This is a genomic window from Enterobacter sp. C6, assembly GCF_008122455.1.
GTDB lineage: Bacteria > Pseudomonadota > Gammaproteobacteria > Enterobacterales > Enterobacteriaceae > Enterobacter > Enterobacter pseudoroggenkampii.
Genome location: NZ_QPFW01000208.1, coordinates 1 through 24,917, shown reverse-complemented (window position 1 = coordinate 24,917; position 24,917 = coordinate 1). Strand labels below are relative to the sequence as shown.

The 24,917-nt window shown below is 54.9% G+C and carries 26 protein-coding genes; 10 read left to right on the top strand and 16 right to left on the bottom strand.

The window, feature by feature from the left end; genetic code table 11:
• The first annotated feature begins 99 nt into the window (after positions 1-99).
• Positions 100-948, top strand: coding sequence for a MurR/RpiR family transcriptional regulator (locus tag DOU50_RS10020; protein WP_023333056.1), 849 nt, complete (start codon positions 100-102; stop codon positions 946-948).
• 46 nt (positions 949-994) lie between these two features.
• Positions 995-1,255: a YfhL family 4Fe-4S dicluster ferredoxin gene (locus DOU50_RS10015; RefSeq protein ID WP_008502177.1), complete on the top strand. Its 261-nt coding sequence runs from the start codon at positions 995-997 to the stop codon at positions 1,253-1,255.
• On the opposite strand, the gene acpS is transcribed toward DOU50_RS10015, so the two are convergent.
• The 12 genes from acpS to rseD all read right to left on the bottom strand — a co-directional run bounded on the left by acpS (position 1,252) and on the right by rseD (position 10,665).
• Entirely contained in the window at positions 1,252-1,632 is a 381-nt protein-coding gene (gene acpS, locus DOU50_RS10010; RefSeq protein WP_008502178.1) for a holo-ACP synthase, read from the bottom strand. The genes DOU50_RS10015 and acpS overlap by 4 nt on opposite strands.
• Positions 1,632-2,363, bottom strand: a complete 732-nt coding sequence (gene pdxJ / locus DOU50_RS10005) for a pyridoxine 5'-phosphate synthase (protein WP_148769302.1) — start codon at positions 2,361-2,363, stop codon at positions 1,632-1,634. The genes acpS and pdxJ overlap by 1 nt, the downstream gene beginning before the upstream one ends.
• Positions 2,364-2,396: 33 nt before the next feature.
• Positions 2,397-3,104, bottom strand: coding sequence for a DNA repair protein RecO (gene recO, locus DOU50_RS10000; RefSeq protein ID WP_048991368.1), 708 nt, complete (start codon positions 3,102-3,104; stop codon positions 2,397-2,399).
• 17 nt (positions 3,105-3,121) lie between these two features.
• Positions 3,122-4,027 (bottom strand): GTPase Era, encoded by a 906-nt coding sequence (gene era / locus DOU50_RS09995; protein WP_024908621.1) that lies wholly within the window; start codon positions 4,025-4,027, stop codon positions 3,122-3,124.
• Entirely contained in the window at positions 4,024-4,704 is a 681-nt protein-coding gene (gene rnc, locus DOU50_RS09990) for a ribonuclease III (protein ID WP_003860711.1), read from the bottom strand. Before rnc ends, era begins: the two co-directional genes overlap by 4 nt.
• A gap of 222 nt (positions 4,705-4,926) precedes the next feature.
• Complete coding sequence (lepB, locus tag DOU50_RS09985; RefSeq protein WP_148769301.1) at positions 4,927-5,901, bottom strand: signal peptidase I; 975 nt, start codon at positions 5,899-5,901, stop codon at positions 4,927-4,929.
• Between the two features lie 15 nt (positions 5,902-5,916).
• Entirely contained in the window at positions 5,917-7,716 is a 1,800-nt protein-coding gene (gene lepA, locus DOU50_RS09980; RefSeq protein WP_023308849.1) for a translation elongation factor 4, read from the bottom strand.
• Between the two features lie 185 nt (positions 7,717-7,901).
• Positions 7,902-8,378, bottom strand: a complete 477-nt coding sequence (rseC, locus tag DOU50_RS09975; protein WP_032653064.1) for a SoxR-reducing system protein RseC — start codon at positions 8,376-8,378, stop codon at positions 7,902-7,904.
• The gene (rseB, locus tag DOU50_RS09970; RefSeq protein ID WP_023308851.1) at positions 8,375-9,328 is read right to left on the bottom strand and encodes a sigma-E factor regulatory protein RseB; all 954 of its coding nucleotides are present in this window, start codon (positions 9,326-9,328) and stop codon (positions 8,375-8,377) included. The genes rseC and rseB overlap by 4 nt, the downstream gene beginning before the upstream one ends.
• Positions 9,328-9,978, bottom strand: a complete 651-nt coding sequence (gene rseA, locus DOU50_RS09965; RefSeq protein WP_008502186.1) for an anti-sigma-E factor RseA — start codon at positions 9,976-9,978, stop codon at positions 9,328-9,330. Before rseA ends, rseB begins: the two co-directional genes overlap by 1 nt.
• A 31-nt stretch (positions 9,979-10,009) precedes the next feature.
• Entirely contained in the window at positions 10,010-10,585 is a 576-nt protein-coding gene (gene rpoE / locus DOU50_RS09960) for an RNA polymerase sigma factor RpoE (RefSeq protein WP_006176728.1), read from the bottom strand.
• Positions 10,582-10,665: a rpoE leader peptide RseD gene (gene rseD, locus DOU50_RS24010; RefSeq protein ID WP_223605340.1), complete on the bottom strand. Its 84-nt coding sequence runs from the start codon at positions 10,663-10,665 to the stop codon at positions 10,582-10,584. Before rseD ends, rpoE begins: the two co-directional genes overlap by 4 nt.
• 343 nt (positions 10,666-11,008) lie before the next feature.
• Between rseD and nadB the strand changes: the two genes are divergently transcribed.
• Complete coding sequence (gene nadB / locus DOU50_RS09950) at positions 11,009-12,628, top strand: L-aspartate oxidase (RefSeq protein WP_148769300.1); 1,620 nt, start codon at positions 11,009-11,011, stop codon at positions 12,626-12,628.
• Here nadB and trmN read toward each other — a convergent pair.
• Positions 12,613-13,350 (bottom strand): tRNA(1)(Val) (adenine(37)-N(6))-methyltransferase TrmN, encoded by a 738-nt coding sequence (gene trmN, locus DOU50_RS09945; RefSeq protein WP_148769299.1) that lies wholly within the window; start codon positions 13,348-13,350, stop codon positions 12,613-12,615. The two genes, nadB and trmN, sit on opposite strands and share 16 nt — an antisense overlap.
• A gap of 132 nt (positions 13,351-13,482) precedes the next feature.
• Between trmN and srmB the strand changes: the two genes are divergently transcribed.
• Positions 13,483-14,811 (top strand): ATP-dependent RNA helicase SrmB, encoded by a 1,329-nt coding sequence (gene srmB, locus DOU50_RS09940; RefSeq protein ID WP_023344704.1) that lies wholly within the window; start codon positions 13,483-13,485, stop codon positions 14,809-14,811.
• Between the two features lie 49 nt (positions 14,812-14,860).
• Here the strand turns inward: srmB and grcA are convergent, their stop codons facing one another.
• Positions 14,861-15,244 carry an autonomous glycyl radical cofactor GrcA gene (gene grcA, locus DOU50_RS09935; protein ID WP_008502190.1) on the bottom strand — a complete coding sequence of 128 codons (384 nt, stop codon included), beginning with the start codon at positions 15,242-15,244 and terminating at the stop codon, positions 14,861-14,863.
• Between the two features lie 313 nt (positions 15,245-15,557).
• On the opposite strand from grcA, the gene ung reads away from it, so the two are divergent.
• The gene (gene ung / locus DOU50_RS09930) at positions 15,558-16,247 is read left to right on the top strand and encodes a uracil-DNA glycosylase (protein WP_023333064.1); all 690 of its coding nucleotides are present in this window, start codon (positions 15,558-15,560) and stop codon (positions 16,245-16,247) included.
• 40 nt (positions 16,248-16,287) lie between these two features.
• Here ung and DOU50_RS09925 read toward each other — a convergent pair whose 3' ends face one another.
• Positions 16,288-17,418, bottom strand: coding sequence for a tRNA/rRNA methyltransferase (locus DOU50_RS09925; RefSeq protein WP_032648656.1), 1,131 nt, complete (start codon positions 17,416-17,418; stop codon positions 16,288-16,290).
• Between the two features lie 204 nt (positions 17,419-17,622).
• Here DOU50_RS09925 and trxC point away from each other — a divergent pair, with 204 nt between their 5' ends.
• The 5 genes from trxC (at position 17,623) to DOU50_RS09900 (ending at position 23,344) form a co-directional block, all read left to right on the top strand.
• The gene (gene trxC, locus DOU50_RS09920) at positions 17,623-18,042 is read left to right on the top strand and encodes a thioredoxin TrxC (protein WP_024908614.1); all 420 of its coding nucleotides are present in this window, start codon (positions 17,623-17,625) and stop codon (positions 18,040-18,042) included.
• 69 nt (positions 18,043-18,111) lie between these two features.
• Positions 18,112-18,810 carry a tRNA-uridine aminocarboxypropyltransferase gene (locus DOU50_RS09915; RefSeq protein ID WP_032648653.1) on the top strand — a complete coding sequence of 233 codons (699 nt, stop codon included), beginning with the start codon at positions 18,112-18,114 and terminating at the stop codon, positions 18,808-18,810.
• Between the two features lie 35 nt (positions 18,811-18,845).
• Complete coding sequence (locus tag DOU50_RS09910; RefSeq protein ID WP_148769298.1) at positions 18,846-21,509, top strand: bifunctional acetate--CoA ligase family protein/GNAT family N-acetyltransferase; 2,664 nt, start codon at positions 18,846-18,848, stop codon at positions 21,507-21,509.
• A gap of 110 nt (positions 21,510-21,619) precedes the next feature.
• On the top strand, positions 21,620-22,975 hold the full coding sequence (gene pssA, locus DOU50_RS09905; RefSeq protein WP_148769307.1) for a CDP-diacylglycerol--serine O-phosphatidyltransferase: 1,356 nt from the start codon (positions 21,620-21,622) through the stop codon (positions 22,973-22,975).
• A 45-nt stretch (positions 22,976-23,020) separates the two neighbouring features.
• Positions 23,021-23,344, top strand: a complete 324-nt coding sequence (locus DOU50_RS09900; protein WP_090420245.1) for a YfiM family lipoprotein — start codon at positions 23,021-23,023, stop codon at positions 23,342-23,344.
• Here the strand turns inward: DOU50_RS09900 and DOU50_RS09895 are convergent.
• Positions 23,341-24,636, bottom strand: coding sequence for an MFS transporter (locus tag DOU50_RS09895; RefSeq protein ID WP_024908610.1), 1,296 nt, complete (start codon positions 24,634-24,636; stop codon positions 23,341-23,343). The two genes, DOU50_RS09900 and DOU50_RS09895, sit on opposite strands and share 4 nt — an antisense overlap.
• Between the last annotated feature and the right edge of the window lie 281 nt (positions 24,637-24,917).

Below are 24,917 nucleotides of genomic sequence, written 5' to 3'. Positions count from 1 at the left end.
TTTAATTCATAATAATCACACTATAATGGAATATAAAATTCATTCAGGCGAGCAAAATCCGTATTTGCGCAGATAATCACATTTTCGCCAGGAGACCGTATGAACTGTTTAATTCGCATTCGCCAGCGCTACGCAGGCTTTGCCCAAAGCGACAAGAAGCTGGCGGATTTTCTGCTTTCTCAACCCGATCGCGCACGCCATCTCAGCTCGCAGCAGCTGGCGAGTGAGGCCGGCGTGAGCCAGTCCAGCGTAGTGAAATTTGCGCAGAAGATTGGCTTTAAAGGGTTCCCCGCCCTCAAGCTGGCGATCAGTGAAGCGCTGGTCAGTAACCCTAACCCGCAGTCCATGCCGGTGCATAATCAGATTCGCGGCGATGACCCGATGCGGCTGGTCGGCGAAAAGCTGATCAAAGAGAACGTGGCGGCCATGCATGCGACGCTGGATGTGAATACGGAAGAGAAGCTGCTGGAGAGCGTGGCGATGCTGCGCGGCGCGCGGCGGATCATTCTGACCGGCATCGGCGCGTCCGGGCTTGTGGCGCGTAACTTTGGCTGGAAGCTGACAAAAATTGGGCTTAACGCCATCGTCGAGCAGGATATGCACGCCCTGCTGGCGACCGTACAGGCGATGGATCCTGACGATCTGCTGCTGGCGATCTCCTATTCCGGCGAGCGCCGCGAGATCAACATGGCCACCGATGAAGCGCTGCGCGTCGGCGGTAAAATTCTGGCGATCACCGGTTTTACGCCGAATGCCCTGCAGCAGCGGGCCACGCGCTGTTTATATACCATTGCCGAGGAGCAGGCCACGCGCAGCGCGGCTATCTCGTCCACCAGCGCACAAATGATGCTGACGGACCTGCTGTTTATGGCGCTGGTGCAGCAGGATCTGGAGCGTGCGCCAGAACGTATTCGCCACAGCGAAGAACTGGTAAAGAAACTGGTTTGACGCGTATAATGCCCGCCCAGTTTGTGTTGTTTCTGAGAATTTCCTGATGGCGCTGTTAATTACCAAAAAATGCATTAATTGCGATATGTGCGAGCCCGAATGCCCAAACCAGGCGATTTCGATGGGCGACAGCATTTATGAGATTAACAGCGACCGCTGCACGGAATGCATCGGCCACTATGAAACGCCGACCTGTCAAAAAGTGTGCCCGATCCCGAATACCATCCTGAAGGATCCGGCACACGTCGAGAGCGAAGAGCAGCTGTGGGATAAGTTTGTCCTGATGCATCACGCGGACAAACTTTAACTTTCGATAATCACCGTTGCGCTGGCATAGTGGCGCTCATCGGCGATCGTCACGTGCACGTGATTCACGCCCAGCTTCTCGGCCAGCTTTTGCGCCTCGCCCCATAAGCGCAGGCTTGGCTTACCCAGCTCATCGTTAAACACTTCAAACTGGTTGAACGCCAGACCGTTACGAATGCCGGTTCCGAAGGCTTTAGCGGCCGCCTCTTTTACCGCAAAGCGCTTTGCCAGAAAGCGCACCGGCTGCTGATGCGCTTCCCAGATGGCCCATTCGTTATCGCTCAGCACGCGTCTCGCCAGGCGATCGCCGCTGCGGGCGATCACCGCTTCTATGCGGGCTATTTCAACGATATCGGTGCCTAAGCCCAGAATGGCCATTACTGACGCGCTTCCTGCATCAGGCGTTTCATTTCTGAAACCGCCTCTTTCAGGCCGCTCATCACCGCGCGGCCAATGATGGCGTGGCCGATGTTCAGCTCGTGCATTTCAGGCAGGGCGGCAATGGCCTTCACGTTGTGGTAGGTCAGGCCGTGACCGGCGTTAACCTTCAGCCCCAGGCTCGCCGCGTAGGTGGCCGCTTTAGCAATACGCTCCAGCTCTTTGGCCTGCTCGGCATCATTTTTGGCATCGGCATAGCAGCCGGTGTGGATTTCGATATACGGCGCGCCCACGTCGGCTGCCGCTTTAATCTGGGTGAAATCGGCGTCAATAAACAGAGAAACCAGGATACCGGCATCCGCCAGGCGCTTGCAGGCATCGCGCATTTTGTCGAGCTGACCGGCCACATCCAGCCCGCCTTCGGTGGTGACTTCCTGGCGTTTTTCCGGCACCAGGCAGCAGAAATGCGGTTGGGTCTCGCAGGCGATGTTTAGCATCTCTTCGGTGACCGCCATCTCCAGATTCATACGGGTGTCCAGCGTCTGACGCAGAATGCGCACGTCGCGGTCAGTAATGTGGCGACGGTCTTCACGCAGGTGAACGGTAATGCCGTCGGCGCCAGCCTGTTCAGCGATGAACGCCGCCTGAACCGGATCGGGATACGCCGTGCCGCGCGCATTACGCAGCGTGGCGATGTGATCGATATTGACGCCTAACAGTAATTCAGCCATGACAATCCTCGGTTTTCTTTTCGATTCTGTGGTCTAACGTTTCGGTACAAACTGCCTGAATAATTCGCGGCTCTTTAAGGGCTTGCCGCCAAGATACGGCTTGAGGGCAATCCGGGTAAAGCGTTTTGCTGCGCGCAAGGTATCCTGATCGGGAAATTCGCGCTCATACAGCGCCCGGAGCTGGCGCCCGGTAAAGGTGCTGTTGTCTATCACGATACTGGCAATGAAGCCCTTTTCTTCGCGGTAGCGGTAGGTCATGGTGTCTTCCACTTCGTCACCGCTGCCCGCACAGTGCAAAAAATCGACCCCGTACCCAAGATGGCCCAGCAGCGCCAGTTCAAAACGACGCAAGGCGGGTTCGGGCGTGCCGGTTGCGCCAGCCAGCGACTGGATACAGTGCAGATAATCGAAGAAAAGTTCAGAGAAGCGAGTCTCATGCTCAAGAACCCGTGAGATGAGTTCGTTGATATACAGGCCGCTGTAGAGCGTGATACCAGAAAGAGGAAGCGCCAGGGAGACGGCTTCGGCGCTGCGCAGGGTTTTGACTTCCCCTCGCCCGCCAAAGCGAACCAGCAGCGGCGTGAAAGGCTGTAGGGCACCTTTCAGATTAGAACGTTTGGAACGTGCGCCTTTCGCAACCAGGCGCACGCGACCCGACTCTTCCGTGAAGACGTCCAGCATCAGGCTGGTTTCGCTCCAGGGGCGACTATGCAGGACGAAAGCGCGCTGCCATCCATCCATATGCTCGTCGTCTTAAGTTACTGGTCTTCGCCGTAACCGAGGCTGCGCAGAGCACGCTCATCATCGGCCCAGCCAGATTTCACTTTCACCCACAGTTCGAGGTGAACCGGCGCTTCAAACATCTCCTGCATGTCCTTACGGGCTTCAATGCCGATGGTTTTGATTTTGGCCCCTTTGTTGCCGATCACCATCTTCTTCTGCCCTTCGCGCTCAACAAGGATCAGGCCGTTGATGTCGTAGCCACCGCGCTCGTTGGTCTGGAAACGCTCGATCTCCACCGTCACAGAGTACGGCAGTTCAGCGCCCAGGAAACGCATCAGCTTTTCACGGATGATTTCAGACGCCATAAAGCGCTGAGAGCGATCGGTGATGTAGTCTTCCGGGAAGTGATGAATCGCTTCCGGCAGATGCTTACGCACGATGCCCGCGATGGTGTCCACGTTCAGCCCCGTCTCCGCAGACAGCGGGACGATATCAAGGAAGTTCATCTGGCTACCGAGCCACTGCAGATGCGGCAGCAGGTCGGCCTTTTCCTGCACGTTATCAACTTTGTTGACCGCGAGGATGACCGGCGTTTTGCCGTCACGCAGCTTGTTCAGCACCATTTCGTCGTCCGGCGTCCAGCGGGTGCCTTCCACAACGAAAATCACCAGCTCTACATCGCCAATCGAACTGCTCGCCGCCTTGTTCATCAGGCGGTTAATGGCGCGCTTCTCTTCCATGTGCAGGCCCGGGGTATCGACGTAGATCGCCTGATACGCGCCTTCAGTATGGATGCCGACGATACGGTGACGCGTGGTCTGCGCCTTACGCGAGGTGATAGAAATCTTCTGCCCAAGCAGATTATTCAGCAGGGTGGATTTGCCGACGTTCGGGCGCCCGACGATGGCAATAAATCCGCAATAGGTCTTTTCTTCGCTCATTCCAGCTCCAGCATTTTTAACGCCTGTTCGGCGGCAGCCTGTTCAGCCTTACGACGGCTTGAACCTGTGCCCACCACCGGTTCACTCAGGCCACTGACCTGGCAATGGATGGTAAATTCCTGATCGTGCGCTTCGCCACGAACCTGCACCACCAGATAAGATGGCAGCGGCAGATGACGACCCTGCAAATATTCCTGCAGACGCGTTTTCGGATCTTTTTGTTTATCGCCTGGGCTGATTTCGTCCAGACGGGTCTGATACCAGTTCAGGATCAGCTTTTCTACGGTCTGGATATCGCTGTCCAGGAACACACCACCAATTAATGCTTCGACCGTATCGGCAAGAATAGATTCACGACGGAAGCCGCCGCTTTTCAGTTCACCCGGTCCAAGACGCAGACATTCGCCCAGTTCAAATTCGCGCGCGATTTCCGCAAGGGTATTACCCCGAACCAGCGTGGCACGCATGCGGCTCATATCACCTTCATCCACACGCGGGAAACGATGATAAAGCGCATTCGCAATCACGAAACTTAAAATAGAGTCGCCTAAAAACTCGAGACGCTCATTATGTTTGCTGCTGGCACTGCGGTGGGTTAATGCCTGTTGCAACAACTCCTGATGATGAAAAGTGTAGCCCAGCTTCCGTTGAAGCCGATTAATTACGATGGGGTTCATGCGATACCAATAAATGAATGCGTCAAAAATGCAGCACACGAAACCGACCTGAGAAAACCAACGCGGTTTCGTGTGCCGTGGCACCCTTGCAGGGCCAACCTTAAACTTCGGGGGAATATTCTATACACAACGACAGGGGATGTCGTTAGTTCGAAGAGATTTATCGGTGAAATAATTCGTGTAGCCGCTTTAATTAGCGGCTACACGTTCATTTAGTGAGAATTAATGGATTCCGCCGATACGGCTCAGGCGAACACCGGTCGGCCATTCGCCTTCCTGTTTCTCAAAACTCATCCAGATGGCGGTGGCTTTACCGACCAGATTCGCTTCCGGCACAAAGCCCCAGTAACGGCTGTCCGCAGAGTTATCGCGGTTGTCACCCATCATGAAGTAATGTCCTGGCGGTACAATCCAGCTCGCCAGCTGCTGACCCGGCTGGCGATAGTACATACCCAGCTGATCCTGCGCGATTGGCACGGTGAGGATCCGGTGCGTCACATCGCCCAGCGTCTCTTTGCGCTCAACCAGACGGATGCCGTCCTCTTTGGTTTCACCTTTCGGTACCTGGAAGAATCCGCTGGTCGCTTCGCCGCCGTTACGACGGGCGAAGGTCTGCACAAAATCACTTGGCTCAACGTTTGAGTAGGTGATTGGCAGCGCGTTTTCACATGCGGTACCGGAGCTGCAGCCCGGCTGAACGGTGACTTCTTTCGCAATCGGATCGTAAGTCACTTTATCACCCGGCAGACCTACTGCGCGCTTGATGTAGTCCAGGCGCGGATCTTCCGGATATTTGAACACCACGATGTCGCCACGTTTCGGATGACCGGTTTCGATCAGCGTTTTCTGGTAGATCGGGTCTTTAATGCCGTAGGCAAACTTCTCTACCAGAATAAAATCACCAATCAGCAGCGTTGGCATCATTGAACCTGATGGGATCTGGAACGGCTCGTAAATAAACGAACGTACCACCAGCACAATCGCCAGCACCGGAAATACCGAGGCACCCGTTTCCAGCCAGCCCGGTTTCGGGCCGACTTTCTTCAGGGTTTTCGCGTCAATCCCATCGCCAGTGGCTGCCTGTGCGGCAGCCTGACGTTCACGACGTTTTGGGGCGAAGATAAACTTATCCAGACACCACAGCAGACCTGTCACCAGGGTAGCAATGACCAGGATCAGGGCAAACATGTTCGCCATGCCAACTCCTTAGGGTTATTTGCCGTCTTTACCAACATGAAGGATGGCAAGGAATGCTTCCTGCGGCAGCTCGACGTTACCGACCTGCTTCATACGCTTCTTACCTTCTTTCTGCTTCTGCAGCAGCTTTTTCTTACGGCTGACGTCACCGCCATAGCACTTCGCCAGAACGTTTTTACGCAGCTGTTTCACGGTGGAACGCGCGATAATATGGTTGCCAATGGCCGCCTGAATCGCGATATCGAACTGCTGACGCGGGATCAGATCTTTCATCTTCTCAACCAGCTCGCGGCCACGGTACGGCGCATTATCGTTGTGGGTGATCAGCGCCAGCGCATCCACACGCTCGCCGTTGATCAGCACGTCCACACGCACCATGTTGGAGGCCTGGAAGCGTTTGAAGTTGTAATCCAGCGACGCATAGCCACGGGAGGTGGACTTCAGACGATCGAAGAAGTCGAGTACCACTTCCGCCATCGGGATCTCATAGGTCAGCGCCACCTGGTTACCGTGGTAAACCATGTTGGTCTGCACGCCACGCTTCTCAATACACAGCGTAATAACGTTACCCAGGAATTCCTGCGGCAGCAGCATGTGACACTCTGCAATAGGCTCACGCAGCTCGTGAATATTGTTCAGCGGCGGCAGCTTGGACGGGCTATCGACGTAGATCACTTCTTTCGAGGTGGTTTCAACTTCATAGACTACGGTCGGTGCCGTGGTGATCAGGTCCAGATCGTATTCACGCTCCAGACGCTCCTGAATGATCTCCATGTGCAGCAGACCGAGGAAGCCACAGCGGAAGCCGAAGCCCAGCGCCGTTGAGCTTTCTGGCTCGTAGAACAGGGACGCATCGTTCAGGCTCAGTTTACCGAGCGCATCACGGAAGTTTTCGTAGTCGTCAGAGCTAACCGGGAACAGACCCGCGTAAACCTGCGGTTTTACCTTTTTAAAGCCTGGCAGCGCTTTATCTGCCGGGTTACGCGCACCGGTCAGGGTATCGCCCACTGGCGCGCCGAGGATGTCTTTGATGGCGCATACCAGCCAGCCTACCTCGCCGCATGTCAGCTCGGTACGGTCAACCTGTTTTGGCGTGAAGATGCCCAGACGGTCGGCGTTGTAGACCTGTCCGGTACTCATGACCTTGATTTTGTCGCCTTTGCGCATGGTGCCGTTTTTAATACGCACCAGGGAGACAACACCCAGATAGTTATCGAACCAGGAGTCGATAATCAGCGCCTGCAGCGGCGCATCCGGATCGCCTTCCGGGGCCGGAATGTCACGCACCAGGCGTTCCAGCACGTCGGTCACGCCCACACCGGTTTTCGCGGAGCAGCGCACGGCATCGGTCGCGTCAATGCCGACAATATCTTCAATCTCTTCCGCAACGCGCTCAGGATCGGCGGCTGGCAGGTCGATCTTGTTCAGAACCGGCACAACTTCGAGATCCATTTCCATCGCGGTGTAACAGTTTGCCAGGGTCTGGGCTTCTACGCCCTGCCCGGCATCCACCACCAGCAGCGCGCCTTCACAGGCCGCGAGCGAACGTGAAACCTCATAGGAGAAGTCAACGTGGCCTGGGGTGTCGATAAAGTTCAGTTGATAGGTTTCACCATCAGCCGCTTTGTAATCAAGCGTAACGCTCTGCGCTTTGATGGTGATACCGCGTTCGCGTTCCAGGTCCATGGAGTCCAGAACCTGGGCTTCCATTTCACGATCAGACAGGCCACCGCAAATCTGGATAATACGGTCAGACAGCGTCGACTTACCGTGGTCAATGTGAGCAATGATCGAAAAGTTACGTATGTTCTTCATATAGTTAAATAATTATGCCTTACGAATTCCTGGAGGCCGCTGTTCTTAGCCTGACGTTTTTCAGTGCGAAAACGCAGCATTCTACACTACATCCTCGCTACCTGGAAATGCACTTAGAGGCAGCTATAGCGTGAAGAAAGGACGTTTTCTGTTTTGGAAAGTAAAAAATGATAAAGCCCGATGGATCACCGGGCCTCAGAAGAGAGCGTTTCAACACGAAGCTGGTCTGGCGCCAGCCCAACGCTGAGAATGACAGGCTGCCACTCCTCGCGTGCGGCGAGCGTCGGTGAGAGGCCTTTGGCGAGCCAGAATCCCCCCAGACCACCTAATGCGGCACCGCACATGGCGGCTCCGTCGGTGCCAAACAGCATCTGGAAAACGCCGCCCATGATAAACAGCCCGATCAGCGGAGAGAGATACACCAGCATGGCGGAGCTGAGCAGACTGCCTTCCGCGATACCCAGCTCTACCTTTTGCCCCGCCATCAGCGGCTGTTCACTTGGCACAGAAATCGTGTGCGATGTTTGCGGCCCGAGCTTATTTAGCACGCGGCTGCCGCAGCCAGCGCGGGATGCGCAGCTATTACATGAGGCTTTTACATCGCAGCTCACCAGCGCAATGCCGTTCTGCCACGAGACAACCGTCGCCCACTCTTTGATCATTGTGCGGCCCTGAATTTAATGCTGTCGGAAATGCGCTTCGCCGTTTGCGGAGGAAGTTCACCCACAATGGTGATCTCCGCGTTATCGCGTACCGTTGTACTTACCGTACGACGACCGGTACGCAGCATTTGTTCGGCGCTGTTTGCCGTTGCGCGATTGATATTCACCGAGAAGCTGAACAAACCATCGGAATAGAGGCGCGATTCCACCGGCGTTTCAATCGTTGGCAGCTGACGGCGGCTGCTGGACACTTCGCTAAACCCTTGCGGGATCCAGGCAGGTACCCAGTTGAAATTAACGGAGTCTCCTGCCGGAACAGAAAGCAGCGGCGGCAGGCTGGCCTTAGCCAGGTTCTGCATGCTGTTACCAACCTGATTGTTCACGCTGAAGGAGATCACCCGGAACTGTTCCAGCGTTTCACCGTCACGGTCGAGGAGATCAACACGCATGGGGAGTTTGGTTTCCGCGTCGATCCAGACAATATAGCTGTAACGCGTTCCGTCCCGGGCAACAACCCGAATCACCTCGCACAGTCTGTCCGCGATGCGGGTACGCCCTACCGAAATAAAATCGTAGTAAGGGGCAAGCCGTTTGAAATCGGTGTAAATGAGTGACGGCAGAGAATCAACGATATAATCGCCATTCAGCGTGAAAGGTTCCAGGCCTGGCTCGAAATAGCTGATTTCATTACCACGCTGGACAACTTCCCGACGCGGGCCATCCATCTGTAAAAGCTGGGCGAGCGGCTGGTTATCAAGACGGGCATGACGATAGCGTAACGACTCGACGCCCTGCTTATTGATGCTGATGAATGCCAACTCGTAATTGAGTGACTGGCTGGCCAGATTCATTTGCTGCAACAACGCCCCGGATGATACATCAGCCGAGGCGTTGGCAGAGAAGAACAGGCTACCCGCCATCAGAGACATGGCGAACCAAAGTTGCTTCATTACTGCGATTGCGTTCCTAAAGTTTGGTTTCCGGGCACCTGCACAGCAGCTTGCTGTGTCTGGGCCTGCTCAAACTGAAGCTGTTCAGAGTGCAGGCGACGCTGCAACTCGTAATCCTGCAACATCGCATTAATGCGACGGCGCTGCTCCTGAACCTGCTGCTGCTGACCGCCGCTGGCGGAAGCATCAGCCGGTACGCCCAGGCTTACCGGGCTGGCTTTGCCCATCATCGGCAGTGTGTTAAACACTGGCGCTTCTGGCTGCTGATTAGTTTCAGACTGAGTATTATAGTGCTGGACGCCAACGATAACTGCAAGCGATACGCATGCAGCCACACCCATTTGGGTAAGCTGGCTGGCCCACGGACGCACCTTTTGCCAGAACGGCATTTTCTGCCACTGGTGAGGTGCGGGTTGAGCTTCAGGAATCAGCGGAGTGGTCTGATGAACAGGCTCATTCTCAATCGCCGCCATGACGCGGGCTGAGATATCGAAATGGAGAACCTCGCCGGTGTCACCGCGAAGGGTGTCACGGATGAGATGGTAACTCTCCCAGGTCTCTTGCATTTCGGGAGAATGAGACAGCTCGTTGAGCAGCTCACTATCAACCGTTTCACCATCCATTAAAGCGGAAAGTTTTTCTTTCTGCATGCCTAATACCTTTTCCAGTATCCCGCTATCGTCAACGCCTGATAAGCGGTTGAACTTTATTATCAATAGCTTCTCGCGCACGGAAAATTCGTGAACGTACCGTGCCGACCGGACAATCCATGATAGCGGCTATCTCTTCATAGCTCAGACCATCAAGCTCCCGTAACGTAATTGCCATGCGTAAATCTTCCGGGAGCGACTCGATCGTGCGAAAAACGATTTGTCTCAGTTCTTCTGACAACATTAAGTTCTCAGGGTTCGAAATTTCTTTCAATGCGCCGCCACTTTCGAAGTTTTCGGCGTCGATTGCGTCCACATCACTTGAAGGCGGACGACGGCCCTGAGCGACCAGATAATTCTTTGCCGTATTGACCGCAATACGGTACAGCCAGGTATAAAAAGCACTATCTCCCCGGAACGAATCCAGCGCGCGATAGGCCTTAATAAAAGACTCTTGCACCACATCAGGCACATCGCCTGACGGTACATAGCGGGAAACCAGGCTCGCCACCTTATGCTGGTAGCGCACCACCAGTAAGTTAAAGGCTTTCTGATCTCCCTTCTGGACCCGTTCAACCAGGACCTGGTCCGTTAACTGCTCGCTCATCCGAGGTAATGTCTCCCCAAACCTAAATTCCACGCGTTATCGAAACGCCACTCTAAAAATACCGCACTTTGAGCAAGCACCGAATTAGAGTGTCTGATCTTCAATAAGTTCCGTAACGCCTTTGTTTTTGTTCATCGCGCCGCAGACTGTTCATTTTCTCTCATTATAAGTCTGTTCACGATACGCACCACTTTCTGACAAGAAACATCTTTTTCCCGCCAGAAGAGTAACGCAACACAGGCTTTATTTCACCACAAAATCTGACGCTAACGATCTGCTTCGCAAAATAATTTCACTCATTTACCCTCCGTTTACCTCCGCTTACGCGTTTAGCCATTGCAACAGCCTCTAAAAAAAACGTGCGATATATCGCATTCGAGTGCTATTCTGACCCAACACTGTTTAGTAAATTAAACAACAATCATGAACACAACACCTGAACTCCATTGTGATGTACTGATCATCGGCAGCGGCGCTGCCGGTCTCTCTCTGGCGCTGCGCCTGGCCGAGCATCAAAACGTTATCGTTCTGAGTAAAGGACCGATAAGTGAAGGTTCCACGTTTTATGCCCAGGGTGGCATTGCCGCCGTGTTTGATGAGACAGACAGCATTGCTTCCCACGTCGACGATACGCTGATTGCCGGGGCCGGGATCGTGGATGCGCACGCCGCAGAGTTTGTCGCCAGCAATGCCCGCCATTGCGTGCAGTGGCTCATCGACCAGGGCGTCTTATTCGATACGCAGGTTCAACCCAACGGCGAAGAGAGCTACCACCTGACGCGCGAAGGCGGCCATAGCCACCGCCGCATCCTGCACGCAGCGGATGCCACCGGTAAAGAAGTGGAGACCACGCTGGTCGGCAAGGCGCTGAGCCATCCTAATATTCGGGTGCTTGAACGAAGTAACGCCGTTGACCTGATTATCTCCGACAAGATTGGCCTGCCGGGGACGCGTCGCGTGGTGGGCGCCTGGGTCTGGAACCGCAATAAAGAGAAGGTGGAAACCTGCCAGGCGAAGGCCGTGGTGCTGGCCACGGGCGGCGCCTCTAAAGTGTATCAGTACACCACGAACCCGGACATTGCCTCCGGAGACGGTATCGCGATGGCCTGGCGCGCCGGCTGCCGGGTGGCGAACCTCGAGTTTAATCAGTTTCACCCAACCGCCCTGTTCCACCCTCAGGCGCGCAACTTCCTGCTGACGGAAGCCCTGCGCGGTGAAGGTGCTTATCTGAAACGCCCTGACGGCTCCCGCTTTATGCCGGACTTTGACGCCCGGGGTGAACTGGCCCCGCGCGATATCGTTGCCCGCGCCATCGATCATGAAATGAAGCGTCTTGGCGTGGACTGCATGTATCTCGATATCAGCCATAAGCCAGCAGAGTTCATTCGTCAGCATTTCCCGATGATCTACGAAAAGCTGCTCAATCTTGGCATTGATTTAACGCGCGATCCGGTGCCGATTGTGCCAGCGGCCCACTATACCTGCGGTGGGGTCATGGTTGACGATCATGGGCGTACCGATGTCGATGGTCTGTATGCTATCGGTGAGGTCAGCTATACCGGGCTACACGGCGCGAACCGTATGGCCTCTAACTCACTGCTTGAGTGCCTGGTGTACGGCTGGTCAGCAGCGGAAGACATCGCGAAGCGCATGCCTTATGCCCGTGAAACAGAGCATCTGCCTGCCTGGGATGAAAGCCGGGTGGATAACCCGGACGAGCTGGTCGTGATCCAGCACAACTGGCATGAGCTACGGCTGTTTATGTGGGACTACGTGGGGATTGTGCGCACCACGAAACGCCTGGAGCGCGCCTTGCGCCGCATCACCATGCTGCAGCAAGAAATTGATGAGTATTATGCCAATTTCCGCGTATCCAATAACCTGCTGGAGCTGCGCAATCTGGTGCAGGTTGCCGAGCTGATCGTTCGCTGCGCGATGATGCGTAAAGAGAGCCGTGGACTGCACTTTACGCTGGACTACCCGGATCAGCTTGCTGAATCCGGCCCCTCGATCCTCGCCCCTCAGGTTTACATAAACAGATAAAACGCCTGGGTCAGAGCAGTGTAATCTTCGGAATAACGCTGGTCTGGCCCACGGATCACCATTCGGTCATTAAAGCATTCACCCTCTTTTGGCGAGAGCGCCAGCAGCACGCGGTGCGGCAGTCGTCCTTCCGTATCCGAAATATCGGTACGCAGACGTAACGTCCAGCCGATCTCCTGCGCGATACCGATGAACGTGTTGCCGGTACTCTCAGGCAGGACCACGCAGAAAAAACCTTCTTCGGAGATGAGTTCCGCCGCACTGGTGAGCAGCGCTTTATGATCGAGGGAGCCGGTATAACGCGCCTGTTCACGCTCGGGTGTCCCGCACTCAACGCCGGGCTCGTAGTAGGGAGGGTTACTGACGATCAGATCGTAACGCGCGGTTTGTTCAGGTGCCCAGGCCAGCACATCTGCGCATTCCACCTTCATTCGGGCTGCCCAGGAAGATTCGGCCATATTGTCACTCGCCTGCTCTGCGGCCTGAGCATCCAGTTCGACGGCATCGATGGTGACATGTTCTTCCGTACGCTGCGCCAGCATCAACGCCACCAGCCCGCTGCCGGTACCGATATCAAGAATACGCTTAACACCTGCGACAGGCGCCCACGCTCCCAGTAAAATACCGTCTGTACCGACTTTCATAGCACAGCGATCGTGAGCAACAAAAAATTTTTTAAACGTAAAACCATCGCGGCGCAGCTGCGCTTTGAGTTGAGACATGTCAGGGCAACCTTCTAAGTGAAACTGGAGTAGCATAGGGGAAAGCGAAGTGGCCGAAAAGCGATATCCATACAAACAGATGAAGATTACAGCCGTAACGTCTATAATCAGCGCCCCACACAGAGGTAGAACATGACTGTAACGACTTTTTCCGAACTTGAACTCGATGAAAGCCTGCTCAATGCACTTGAGAGCAAAGGCTTTACACGCCCGACCGCCATTCAGGCAGCGGCCATTCCGCCTGCGCTTGAGGGCCGCGATGTGCTCGGTTCTGCGCCAACCGGCACGGGGAAGACAGCAGCCTATTTGCTGCCTGTGTTGCAGCATCTGCTCGACTTTCCACGTAAAAAATCTGGCCCGCCGCGTATTTTAATCCTGACGCCTACGCGCGAACTGGCCATGCAGGTTGCCGATCACGCGCGTGAACTCGCGGCAAATACTCATCTGGATATCGCCACCATTACCGGCGGCGTCGCGTACATGAACCACGCCGAAGTGTTCAGCGAAAACCAGGACATCGTCGTTGCGACGACGGGCCGCCTGCTGCAGTACATTAAGGAAGAGAACTTCGACTGCCGCGCGGTTGAAACACTGATCCTCGACGAAGCCGACCGCATGCTGGACATGGGCTTCGCACAGGATATCGAGCACATTGCCGGGGAAACACGCTGGCGTAACCAGACGATGCTGTTCTCTGCCACCCTCGAAGGGGAAGCGATCAAAGACTTCGCAGAGCGTCTGCTGGAAGATCCGGTTGAAGTGTCGGCGACGCCGTCCACCCGTGAGCGTAAGAAGATCCACCAGTGGTACTACCGCGCGGACAACCTCGAGCACAAGGTCGAATTGCTGAAACACCTGCTGAAGCAGGAAGATGCACTGCGCACAATCGTGTTTGTGCGTAAGCGCGAGCGCGTGCATGAGCTGGCTGAAATGCTGCGTAACGCCGGGATCAACAACTGCTATCTTGAAGGCGAGATGGCGCAGATCAAGCGTACTGAAGGCATCAAGCGCCTGACCGATGGCCGCGTTAACGTGCTGGTTGCCACAGACGTTGCCGCTCGCGGGATCGACATCCCGGACGTCAGCCACGTCATTAACTTCGATATGCCGCGCAGCGGCGATACCTATCTGCACCGTATTGGCCGTACCGGCCGCGCGGGCCGCAAAGGTATTGCTATCTCACTGGTTGAAGCACATGACTACCTGCTGCTGCAGAAAATTGGCCGCTATGTTGACGAGCCGCTGAAAGCGCGCGTTATTGACGGCTTGCGCCCAACCACACGTGCGCCGAGTGAAAAAATGACGGGTAAACCGTCTAAGAAAGCGCTCGCGAAACGTGCTGAGAGAAAAGAGAAAGAAAAAGAGAAACCGCGCGTGAAGCAGCGCCACCGCGATACCAAAAATATTGGTAAGCGCCGTAAGCCAAGCTCTGCCGCACCAGAGACGAAAACTGAAGAGTAAAAAAAGCCGGGGAAATCCCCGGCTTTTTTATTCCCCCCTGCTGAAGCCGTTACAGGCTTTCAGTAAAGGTACGGGCGATAACGTCGCGCTGCTGTTCTGGAGTCAGTGAGTTAAAGCGAACCGCATAGCCGGACACGCGGATAGTCAGCTGTGGGTATTTTTCAGGGTGCTCAACCGCGTCCATCAGCGTTTCGCGGCGCAGTACGTTTACGTTCAGGTGCTGACCACCTTCGACGCGCACTTCCGGTTTCACTTCCATTGGAATTTCACGGTACTCGATTTCGCCCAGTTTGCTCACCGGCACGATTTCATCTTCAGCAAAACCCGCTTTCGCAACGACACAGCGCGCTTCGTTTTTCTCGCTGTCCAGCAGCCAGAAAGAATTGAGCAGATCGTCATTTGCAGCTTTAGTAATCTGGATACCTGTAATCATGTGTTGCCTCCCTAGGCTACATTAACTGATGTCGGCCTCTCGCGGCCAATTGGTAAAACCATTGTTTCTTGTGTGTATATATATCATTCACACTCCGGTGATTTATTGATTTAAATCAACAAAAACACCAACCACATAAAGAGTGTGGTTTGAATTTATTGTTTTAGATCAATTTCACAACCTTACCAATTCAACTTGTACTGCATCTTTTCAAAATAAATTTAGCCACTTAGCGCACATTTCAGCGTGTAATTTTGCTCACCGGGGTTAAACAGGTAAGCTAGTCACAGATTGAGATTCGCAGGAGAGCGAGATGACAACACCTTTAACCTGGCATGACGTGCTGGCAGAAGAAAAACAGCAGCCTTATTTTATCAATACGCTCAGCACCGTTGCCGCTGAGCGTCAGTCCGGACAGACGATTTACCCGCCGCAGAAAGATGTGTTCAACGCCTTTCGCTACACCGAACTGAGCGATGTGAAAGTGGTCATTCTGGGCCAGGATCCCTATCACGGCCCGGGCCAGGCGCATGGGCTGGCGTTTTCCGTCCGTCCGGGCGTGGCGATCCCCCCTTCTCTGCTCAACATGTATAAAGAGCTTGAGGGAACCGTGCCAGGTTTTACCCGGCCAAACCACGGCTACCTGGAAAGCTGGGCGCGTCAGGGCGTGCTGTTACTGAATACGGTGCTTACCGTACGGGCGGGCCAGGCGCACTCACACGCCAGCCTTGGGTGGGAGACCTTTACCGATAAAGTCATCAGCCTTATCAACGAGCATCGTGAAGGGGTTGTGTTTTTACTCTGGGGATCGCATGCGCAGAAGAAAGGGGCGATTATTGACCGTCAGCGTCATCACGTGTTGAAAGCACCGCACCCGTCACCGCTGTCTGCACATCGCGGTTTCTTTGGCAGTAATCATTTTGTTCTGGCGAATGAATGGCTGGAAAAACGTGGCGAAACGCCGATTGACTGGATGCCTGTGTTACCGGCAGAGAGCGAGTAGGATTTGAATGTGCCGGGTTAGACCCGGCACACTAAGAGGCTTATGCCTTGTTCTGACGCCACCACTCGGCCAGCAGCACGCCGGTCGCAACGGATACGTTCAGACTTTCCACGTTGCCTGTTCCGTCGATAGAGACGCTCAGATCCGCACTCGAGAGCGCCGCGTCAGACAGACCATCACGTTCCTGACCTAATACCAGCACCATTTTACGCGGCAGCGTCGCTTTAAACAGCGGCGTACCGGCATGGCTCGAGGTGGTCACGATGGAATAGCCCGCTTTACGGAACTGCTCAAGGGCATCCAGAACGCTGTCGCCGGTGATCGGCTGTACGTGCTCGGCTCCGCCTTCCGCAGTACGGATCGCGGCGCCGGACTCCAGCAGCGCGGCATCCTGCAACAGCACGCCTTTCACGCCAAAGTGCGCGCAGCTGCGCATCATTGCGCCCAGGTTGTGCGGGTTACCCACATCTTCCAGCGCCAGCACGCAGTCATCGGCATCCGCCTGGCTGACCCACTGCTGCACGGTCGTGCCGTTACGTTTTTTGATCAGGAAGCAGACGCCACCGTGGTGTTCAGTACCGGAGGCTTTGGTCAGCTCGGCATCATCCACGACGTGGTAGGCTTTACGGTTCGCGGCCATCCAGCGCAGTGCTTCTTTAAAGCGCGGAGTCACGCTCTGGATGAACCAGGCGCGGACGATACACTCAGGACGGCTCTGGAACAGCGCCTGGCAAGCATTCTCACCGTACACGCGGGTCTCTTCCGCACGCTGACGGCGCAGCACTTCCGGATCGATAAAGCTTTTACCGCTGATACCGCCGTGATCGGCTTTTTCCGGCGTCTCATCGCCAGGGGCGCGAGAAACGGTGCGCCACGGGGAGCCGTTATCGCGTGAGAAGTCATCACGCGGACGATCGTCGCGTGGACGGTCACTACGTGGGCGGTCGGAACGCGGACGGTCATCGCGTTTGCGATCGTCACGTTTGCGGTCATCACCGCGGGAATTTCTGTCATCGCGGGCGGGGCGACGGCCACCGTCTGCACGAGAAGACGCCGGACGCCCGCCACCTTTTCCGGTACGCGGATTTTGGGTGCGTTTATCAGAGTCATCATCACTGCGGACATACATCACTTTGACCTTGCCGCTTTTGTTTTTCATTTCGTCGTTCATGCTTTTCTCCACCAGCGCTGCGCGAAGCGCGCAGATTACCCGATGTGCCAGCGCATAGCCATAATTTCGTACAAAAGCCTGTGACTATTGTTCTCATTGAATAAAACGCATTGTTGTTTCAAACAGGCTCATTGATAATATGTAACATATTAGAAACATTATCGGCGTTCTGCCGCTGTCCCACGGCTCTATCAGAGGTTAGTTATGAATACCGTATGTGCCAACTGTCAGGCTCTTAACCGCATTCCGGACGATCGGATGGAAGATGGTGCGAAATGCGGACGTTGTGGCCATGAATTATTTGATGGCGAGGTCATTAATGCGACGGGTGCTACGCTGGACAAACTCCTCAAGGACGATCTTCCTGTCGTGATCGATTTCTGGGCGCCATGGTGCGGCCCATGCCGTAGCTTCGCGCCGATCTTCGAAGACGTGGCCGAAGAGCGCAGCGGAAAAATACGCTTCGTGAAGGTCAATACCGAAGCCGAACCCGAACTGAGCGCCCGTTTTCGTATTCGCAGCATCCCGACCATCATGATTTTCAAAAATGGTGAAGTGATCGATATGCTTAACGGTGCGGTTCCAAAAGCACCTTTTGAAAGCTGGTTAAACGAGTCGCTGTAACATTCACGGGGCACATCTTGTGCCCCGCTCCCGCCTCTGCGAAAATAGTGTTTTTCCTGCATTTCGCCCATGACTGATAACGCTGTTCTTCAATTACGCGCCGAACGCCTTGCGCGCGCTACCCGACCGTTCCTCGCCCGAGGCAACCGTATTCGCCGCTGTCAGCGCTGTCTGCTGCCGCTGAAGGTTTGTCTGTGCGAGACGCTGGCCCCGAGTACGGCGGAGAGTCGTTTTTGTCTGGTCATGTTCGATACCGAGCCGATGAAACCCAGCAATACGGGGCGTCTTATCGCCGATATTCTGCCGGATACCGCCGCGTTTCAGTGGTCCCGTACGGAGCCGCCTCAGGCCCTGCTCGATTTAGTGGCAAGCAAGGACTATCAGCCGATGGTCGTTTTCCCCGCGTCATACGCAGGTGCGGATCGCCAGGTGCTTTCAGTGCCGCCATCCGGCAAACCACCGCTGTTTATTATGCTGGACGGCACCTGGACCGAAGCGCGAAAAATGTTTCGCAAAAGCCCGTATCTCGACGCACTGCCGGTGATTTCTGTCGATCTTTCCCGCGTCTCCGCCTACCGCCTGCGTGAAGCGCATGCTGACGGGCAATACTGCACCGCTGAAGTAGCCATTGCGCTTCTGGATTTAGCGGGAGATACCGCTGCGGCTGGGGCTCTTGGTAACCATTTCTCATGCTTCCGGGAGCGCTATCTGGCGGGAAAAACAGTTCATAAGGGCAGCGTCACAGCAGCCGAGACGGAAAGCGTTTAAAATCATCAGGTCGCTTGCATTCACAGGAGGCCTGCATGAGCCAGCGAGGGTTAGAAGCGCTACTTCGTCCTAAATCCATTGCCGTCATTGGCGCATCAATGAAACCGGATCGTGCTGGCTATCTGATGATGCGTAACCTGCTGGCCGGGGGGTTTAATGGCCCCGTTATGCCCGTCACGCCGGCGTATAAGGCGGTTCAGGGAGTGCTTGCATGGCCTGATGTACAGAGCCTGCCTTTCGTGCCGGATCTTGCCGTACTCTGTACAAACGCAAAACGTAATCCGGAACTGCTGGAATCGCTCGGCAAGAAAGGCTGTAAAACCTGCATTATTCTCTCGTCCCCCCCTGAACAGAAAGCCGAGCTTCTGGCCTGCGCCAGCCGCTATCAAATGCGCATTCTTGGACCAAACAGTCTGGGCCTGCTCGCCCCCTGGCAGGGGCTGAACGCCAGTTTCTCTCCGGTTCCGATCCGCAAAGGCAAACTCGCGTTTATCTCGCAGTCGGCTGCGGTATCGAACACCATCCTTGACTGGGCGCAGCAGCGTGAAATGGGATTCTCCTACTTCATTGCCCTTGGCGACAGTCTGGATATCGACGTTGATGAGCTCCTGGATTTTCTGGCGCGCGACGGTAAAACCAGTGCGATCCTGCTTTATCTTGAGCACCTCAGCGACGCGCGTCGTTTTGTCTCGGCTTCGCGAAGCGCGTCGCGCAATAAGCCGATCCTGGTGATCAAAAGCGGACGCAGCCCTGCGGCACAGCGTCTGCTGCATTCGCATTCCGGCATGGATCCCGCCTGGGACGCCGCCATCCAGCGCGCGGGGTTGCTGCGGGTACAGGATACGCACGAGCTTTTTTCCGCCGTTGAGACCTTAAGCCATATGCGCCCGTTGCGCGGCGAGAAGTTAATGATTGTCAGTAACGGCGCCGCCCCTGCGGCACTCGCCCTGGATGAGCTGTGGCGGCGCTTCGGCAAGCTGGCAACGCTGAGTGAAGAGACGCTGCAGCGCCTGAAAGATGCGCTTCCGACCAGCGTGACGCCCGGCAATCCGCTTGATTTGCGCGATGATGCCAGCAGTGACCGCTATATCAAGGCAATTTCCATTTTGCTGGATAGCCAGGATTTCGATGCGCTGATGATTATCCACTCCCCCAGCGCGGTCGCGCCGGGCAGCGAAAGCGCGCGCGCGCTCATTGACGCCGTGCACAACCATCCGCGAGGCAAATATGTCACCCTGCTGACCAACTGGTGCGGTGAGTTTTCTTCGCAGGAGGCTCGGCGCTTGTTCAGCGAGGCCGGGCTGCCAACCTACCGCACGCCGGAAGGCACCATCACCGCCTTTATGCATATGGTGGAATATCGCCGCAACCAGAAACAGCTGCGTGAGACGCCGGCTTTGCCCGGGAATCTGACGGCGAACACCGTCGACGTTCACCGGTTGTTGCAGCAAGCCATTGAAGAAGGCGCGACGTCGCTGGATACGCATGAGGTCCAGCCCATTCTGGGCAGCTACGGGATGCAAACCCTGCCGACCTGGATCGCCAGCGACAGCGCTGAGGCCGTGCATATTGCCGAGCAAATTGGCTATCCGGTTGCCCTGAAGCTACGCTCCCCGGATATCCCGCATAAGTCTGATGTGCAGGGGGTGATGTTATACCTGCGCACGGCGACTGAGGTGCAGCAGGCCGCCGATGCCATTTTCGACCGGGTCAAAATGGCCTGGCCGCAGGCAAGGATCCACGGATTGCTGGTGCAAAGCATGGCCAACCGCGCAGGCGCTCAGGAATTACGGGTGGTGGTCGAACACGATCCCGTCTTTGGCCCGCTCATCATGCTGGGAGAAGGTGGCGTGGAGTGGCGTCCGGAGGAGCAGGCCGTGGTCGCATTACCGCCGCTGAACATGAACCTGGCGCGTTATCTGATCATCCAGGCGATTAAAAGTAAAAAGATCCGTGGCCGGAGCGCGCTGCGTCCGCTTGATATTGCCGGGCTAAGTCAGTTCCTGGTGCAGGTCTCTAACCTGATTGTGGATTGTGCCGAGATCCAGCGGCTGGACATTCATCCGCTGCTCGCCTCCGGCAATGAGTTTACGGCGCTGGACGTGACCCTGGATATCGCGCCCTTCGAAGGAGACAGAGAGAGCCGTCTGGCGATCCGCCCGTATCCCCTGCAGCTGGAGGAGTGGGTTGAGATGAAGAATGGGGAACGCGCCTTGTTCCGCCCTATCCTGCCGGAAGATGAGCCCCAGCTGCGGGCTTTTATCTCTCAGGTCACGAAAGAGGATCTTTATTATCGCTATTTTAGCGAAATCAACGAATTTACCCATGATGATTTAGCCAATATGACCCAGATCGACTACGATCGAGAAATGGCGTTTGTTGCCGTTCGCCGCTCCGAAAAGGGAGATGAGATCCTCGGCGTCACGCGTGCGATTTCTGACCCGGATAACGTCGATGCGGAGTTTGCGGTGCTGGTGCGCTCCGATCTTAAAGGTCTGGGTCTGGGAAGACGGCTGCTGGAAAAACTCATCAGTTATACGCGAGATCACGGATTGTTACGCCTCAATGGCATTACTATGCCTAACAATCGCGGTATGGTGACCCTGGCGCGAAAACTTGGGTTTGACGTTGATATTCAGCTGGACGAAGGTATTGTGGCTTTGTCCCTCAGTCTGACATCAGCAGACAAACGCGAGTAAGCTACTGGAAATGTTACCCACTTTGGACGGGACTGGTGGTATCATTGTCCGCTTATGTTGTTTGCATGGTACAGACAACCCTTCAATGAACAGAGAAGAAACGCACTGTGATGTTGTCAAAATTTAAGCGTAATAAACATCAACAACACCTTGCTCAACTACCGAAGATTTCTCAGTCAGTTGATGATGTAGAGTTCTTTTACGCTCCCGCTCATTTTCGGGAGACGCTTCTGGAAAAGATTGCCAGCGCCACGCGACGCATTTGCATTGTGGCGCTTTATCTTGAACAGGATGAAGGCGGGCGCGCGATCCTGAACGCGCTCTATGAAGCCAAACGTCAGCGGCCGGAACTTGATGTTCGCGTGCTGGTCGACTGGCATCGCGCTCAGCGTGGCCGTATTGGCGCTGCCGCGTCAAACACCAATGCCGACTGGTATTGCCGCACGGCGCAGGAAAATCCTGGCGTTGATGTGCCTGTTTATGGCGTCCCGGTGAATACCCGTGAAGCGCTCGGCGTTCTTCATTTTAAGGGGTTCATCATTGATGACAGCGTGCTTTACAGCGGCGCAAGTCTGAATGATGTTTACCTTCATCAGCTCGATAAATATCGCTACGACCGCTACCATCTGATCCGTAATCCGCAGATGGCCGATATCATGTTCAACTGGGTTGATAAAAATCTGGTCCATGGCCGCGGCGTTAATCGTCTTGACGATCCCGAGCGTCCTAAAAGCCCGGAAATCAAAAACGATGTTCGCGCCTTCCGCCAGGAGCTGCGTGATGCGGTCTATCATTTCCAGGGTGATGCGAACAACGAAGAGTTATCCGTTACCCCGCTGGTAGGGCTCGGCAAATCAAGCCTGCTGAACAAAACGATTTTCCATCTGATGCCGTGCGCAGAACAGAAACTCACCATCTGTACGCCGTACTTCAACCTTCCTGCCGTGCTGGTGCGTAATATCATTCAGCTGCTGCGCGACGGTAAAAAAGTGGAAATCATCGTGGGTGATAAAACGGCAAACGACTTCTTCATTCCTGAAGATCAGCCGTTCAAAATCATCGGTGCGCTGCCTTATCTCTATGAGATTAACCTGCGCCGTTTCCTGAGCCGTTTACAGTATTACGTCAACACTGATCAGCTGGTTGTGCGTCTCTGGAAAGACGAGGATAACACTTACCATCTGAAAGGAATGTGGGTCGACGATGAGTGGATGCTGCTGACCGGTAACAACCTGAACCCACGCGCGTGGCGACTGGATCTGGAAAACGCTATCCTGATCCATGACCCGCAGCATGAGTTTGCCGCAAAACGTGAACGTGAGCTGGAGCTGATTCGCACCCACACGACAGTGGTTAATCATTACCGAGAACTGCAGAGCATTGCCGATTACCCGGTGAAAGTCCGCAAGCTTATCCGCCGCTTACGTCGTATCCGTATCGACCGACTTATCAGCCGTATTCTGTAATATCCAGGCCCTGCCACCCGCAGGGCTTTTTTATGGGGCCCGTTGATGCGTATTCCTCTGTTACTGAGCGTCTTCTTTCTGAGCGGCTGTAGCCATATGGCCAACGATAGCTGGTCCGGACAGGATAAAGCACAGCATTTCCTCGCTTCTGCGATGTTGTCCGCTGCCGGTAATGAATATGCGCAGCATCAGGGATATAGCCGGGATCGTAGCGCGGCGATAGGGCTGATGTTCTCAGTAGGTCTTGGGGCATCAAAAGAACTGTGGGATAGCCGCCCCGCAGGGAGCGGCTGGAGCTGGAAAGATTTCGCCTGGGATGTCGCTGGCGCAACGACCGGCTATGCCGTGTGGCAGATGGCGCGCTATTAAAGTCGAATACCTTTCCCTTTGCGATGCAGCATCAGGGAAACAACGAATGCCAGTGCGCCCATTATCGTTACGTACCAGAAGAATGTCGTTTCGCTTCCCCATGATTTAAGCGACAACGCAACGTACTCCGCCGATCCGCCAAATAGCGCATTAGCCACCGCATAAGAGAGCCCTACCCCTAAAGCACGTACCTGCGCCGGGAACATTTCAGCTTTCAGTATCCCGCTGATAGAGGTATAGAAACTGACAATCACCATCGCCAGCATCACCAGTGCAAACGCGGCATAGGGCGAAGTCACATGCTGAAGGGCAGACAGAATAGGTACGGTACATAATGCCGACAGCCCGCCAAAAATCAGCATCGACGTACGTCGACCGATTTTATCCGAGAGCGCACCGATAACGGGTTGTATGAGCATAAAGACAAACAGCGCAACGGTCATGACTACGCTGGCGACATTTGCGTGCATGCCGGTAGTGTTCACCAGGTACTTCTGCATATAGGTGGTGAACGTGTAGAAACTGAGAGAGCCGCCCGCAGTAAAGCCAAGCACCATAAGGAAAGCTTTGCGGTTACGCCATAACCCTTTGAATGTTCCCGCCTCCTTCAGCATCCTGACCTCTTTCTGAGAGGTTTCATCTAGCTGACGGCGTAGCCAAAGTGCAACGACCGCCAGTACAGCGCCCATTGCGAAAGGAATTCGCCATCCCCAGGCATGAAGTTGTTCGTCCGTCAGAATCTGCTGCAGGATCACCACCACAAGAATGGCCAGCAGTTGACCGCCAATCAGCGTGACGTACTGGAATGAGGCGTAAAAACCTTTACGGCCCTCGAGGGCAATCTCACTCATGTAGGTCGCACTGGTACCGTATTCACCACCCACCGATAATCCCTGGAACAAGCGGGCCAGTAAAAGTAGCGCCGGTGCCCAGGTGCCAATTGATTCATATCCCGGTAAGCAGGCGATCACCAGCGAGCCAAAGCACATCATACAGACCGAGATCAGCATTGAAGCCTTACGCCCGCGACGATCCGCAATGCGACCGAACAGCCAGCCCCCGATGGGGCGCATTAAAAACCCTGCGGCAAAAACCCCCGCCGTTTGCAGCAGTTGCGTTGTGGTGTTGCCGGATGGGAAGAAAATATGTGCGAAGTAGAGTGAACAGAACGAGTAGACGTAAAAGTCGAACCATTCAACCAGATTCCCTGAAGAGGCGCTGATGATTGCCCATACCCTTCTTCGGGTATCACTGTGAGCCAGCGTCCCGTTTGATGTCATGCTTTCTGTCATTGTGATTATGCTCCTGCCATAAACTGCGGCGTATTGAGCCAGAAGACTCAACAACCTCGTAAATGAAATGTTATAATTTTGTTATAAATCACATTGGGACAGAGATCACACATTCCATTAGCAGGATAAGGGATTAGGAGAAAGGCCAGAGAGGGAAAGCACAAAGCAAAAAACCCCGCACCTTACGGTACGGGGTTTTTCTAATTGATGCCTGGCAGTTCCCTACTCTCACATGGGGAGACCCCACACTACCATCGGCGCTACGGCGTTTCACTTCTGAG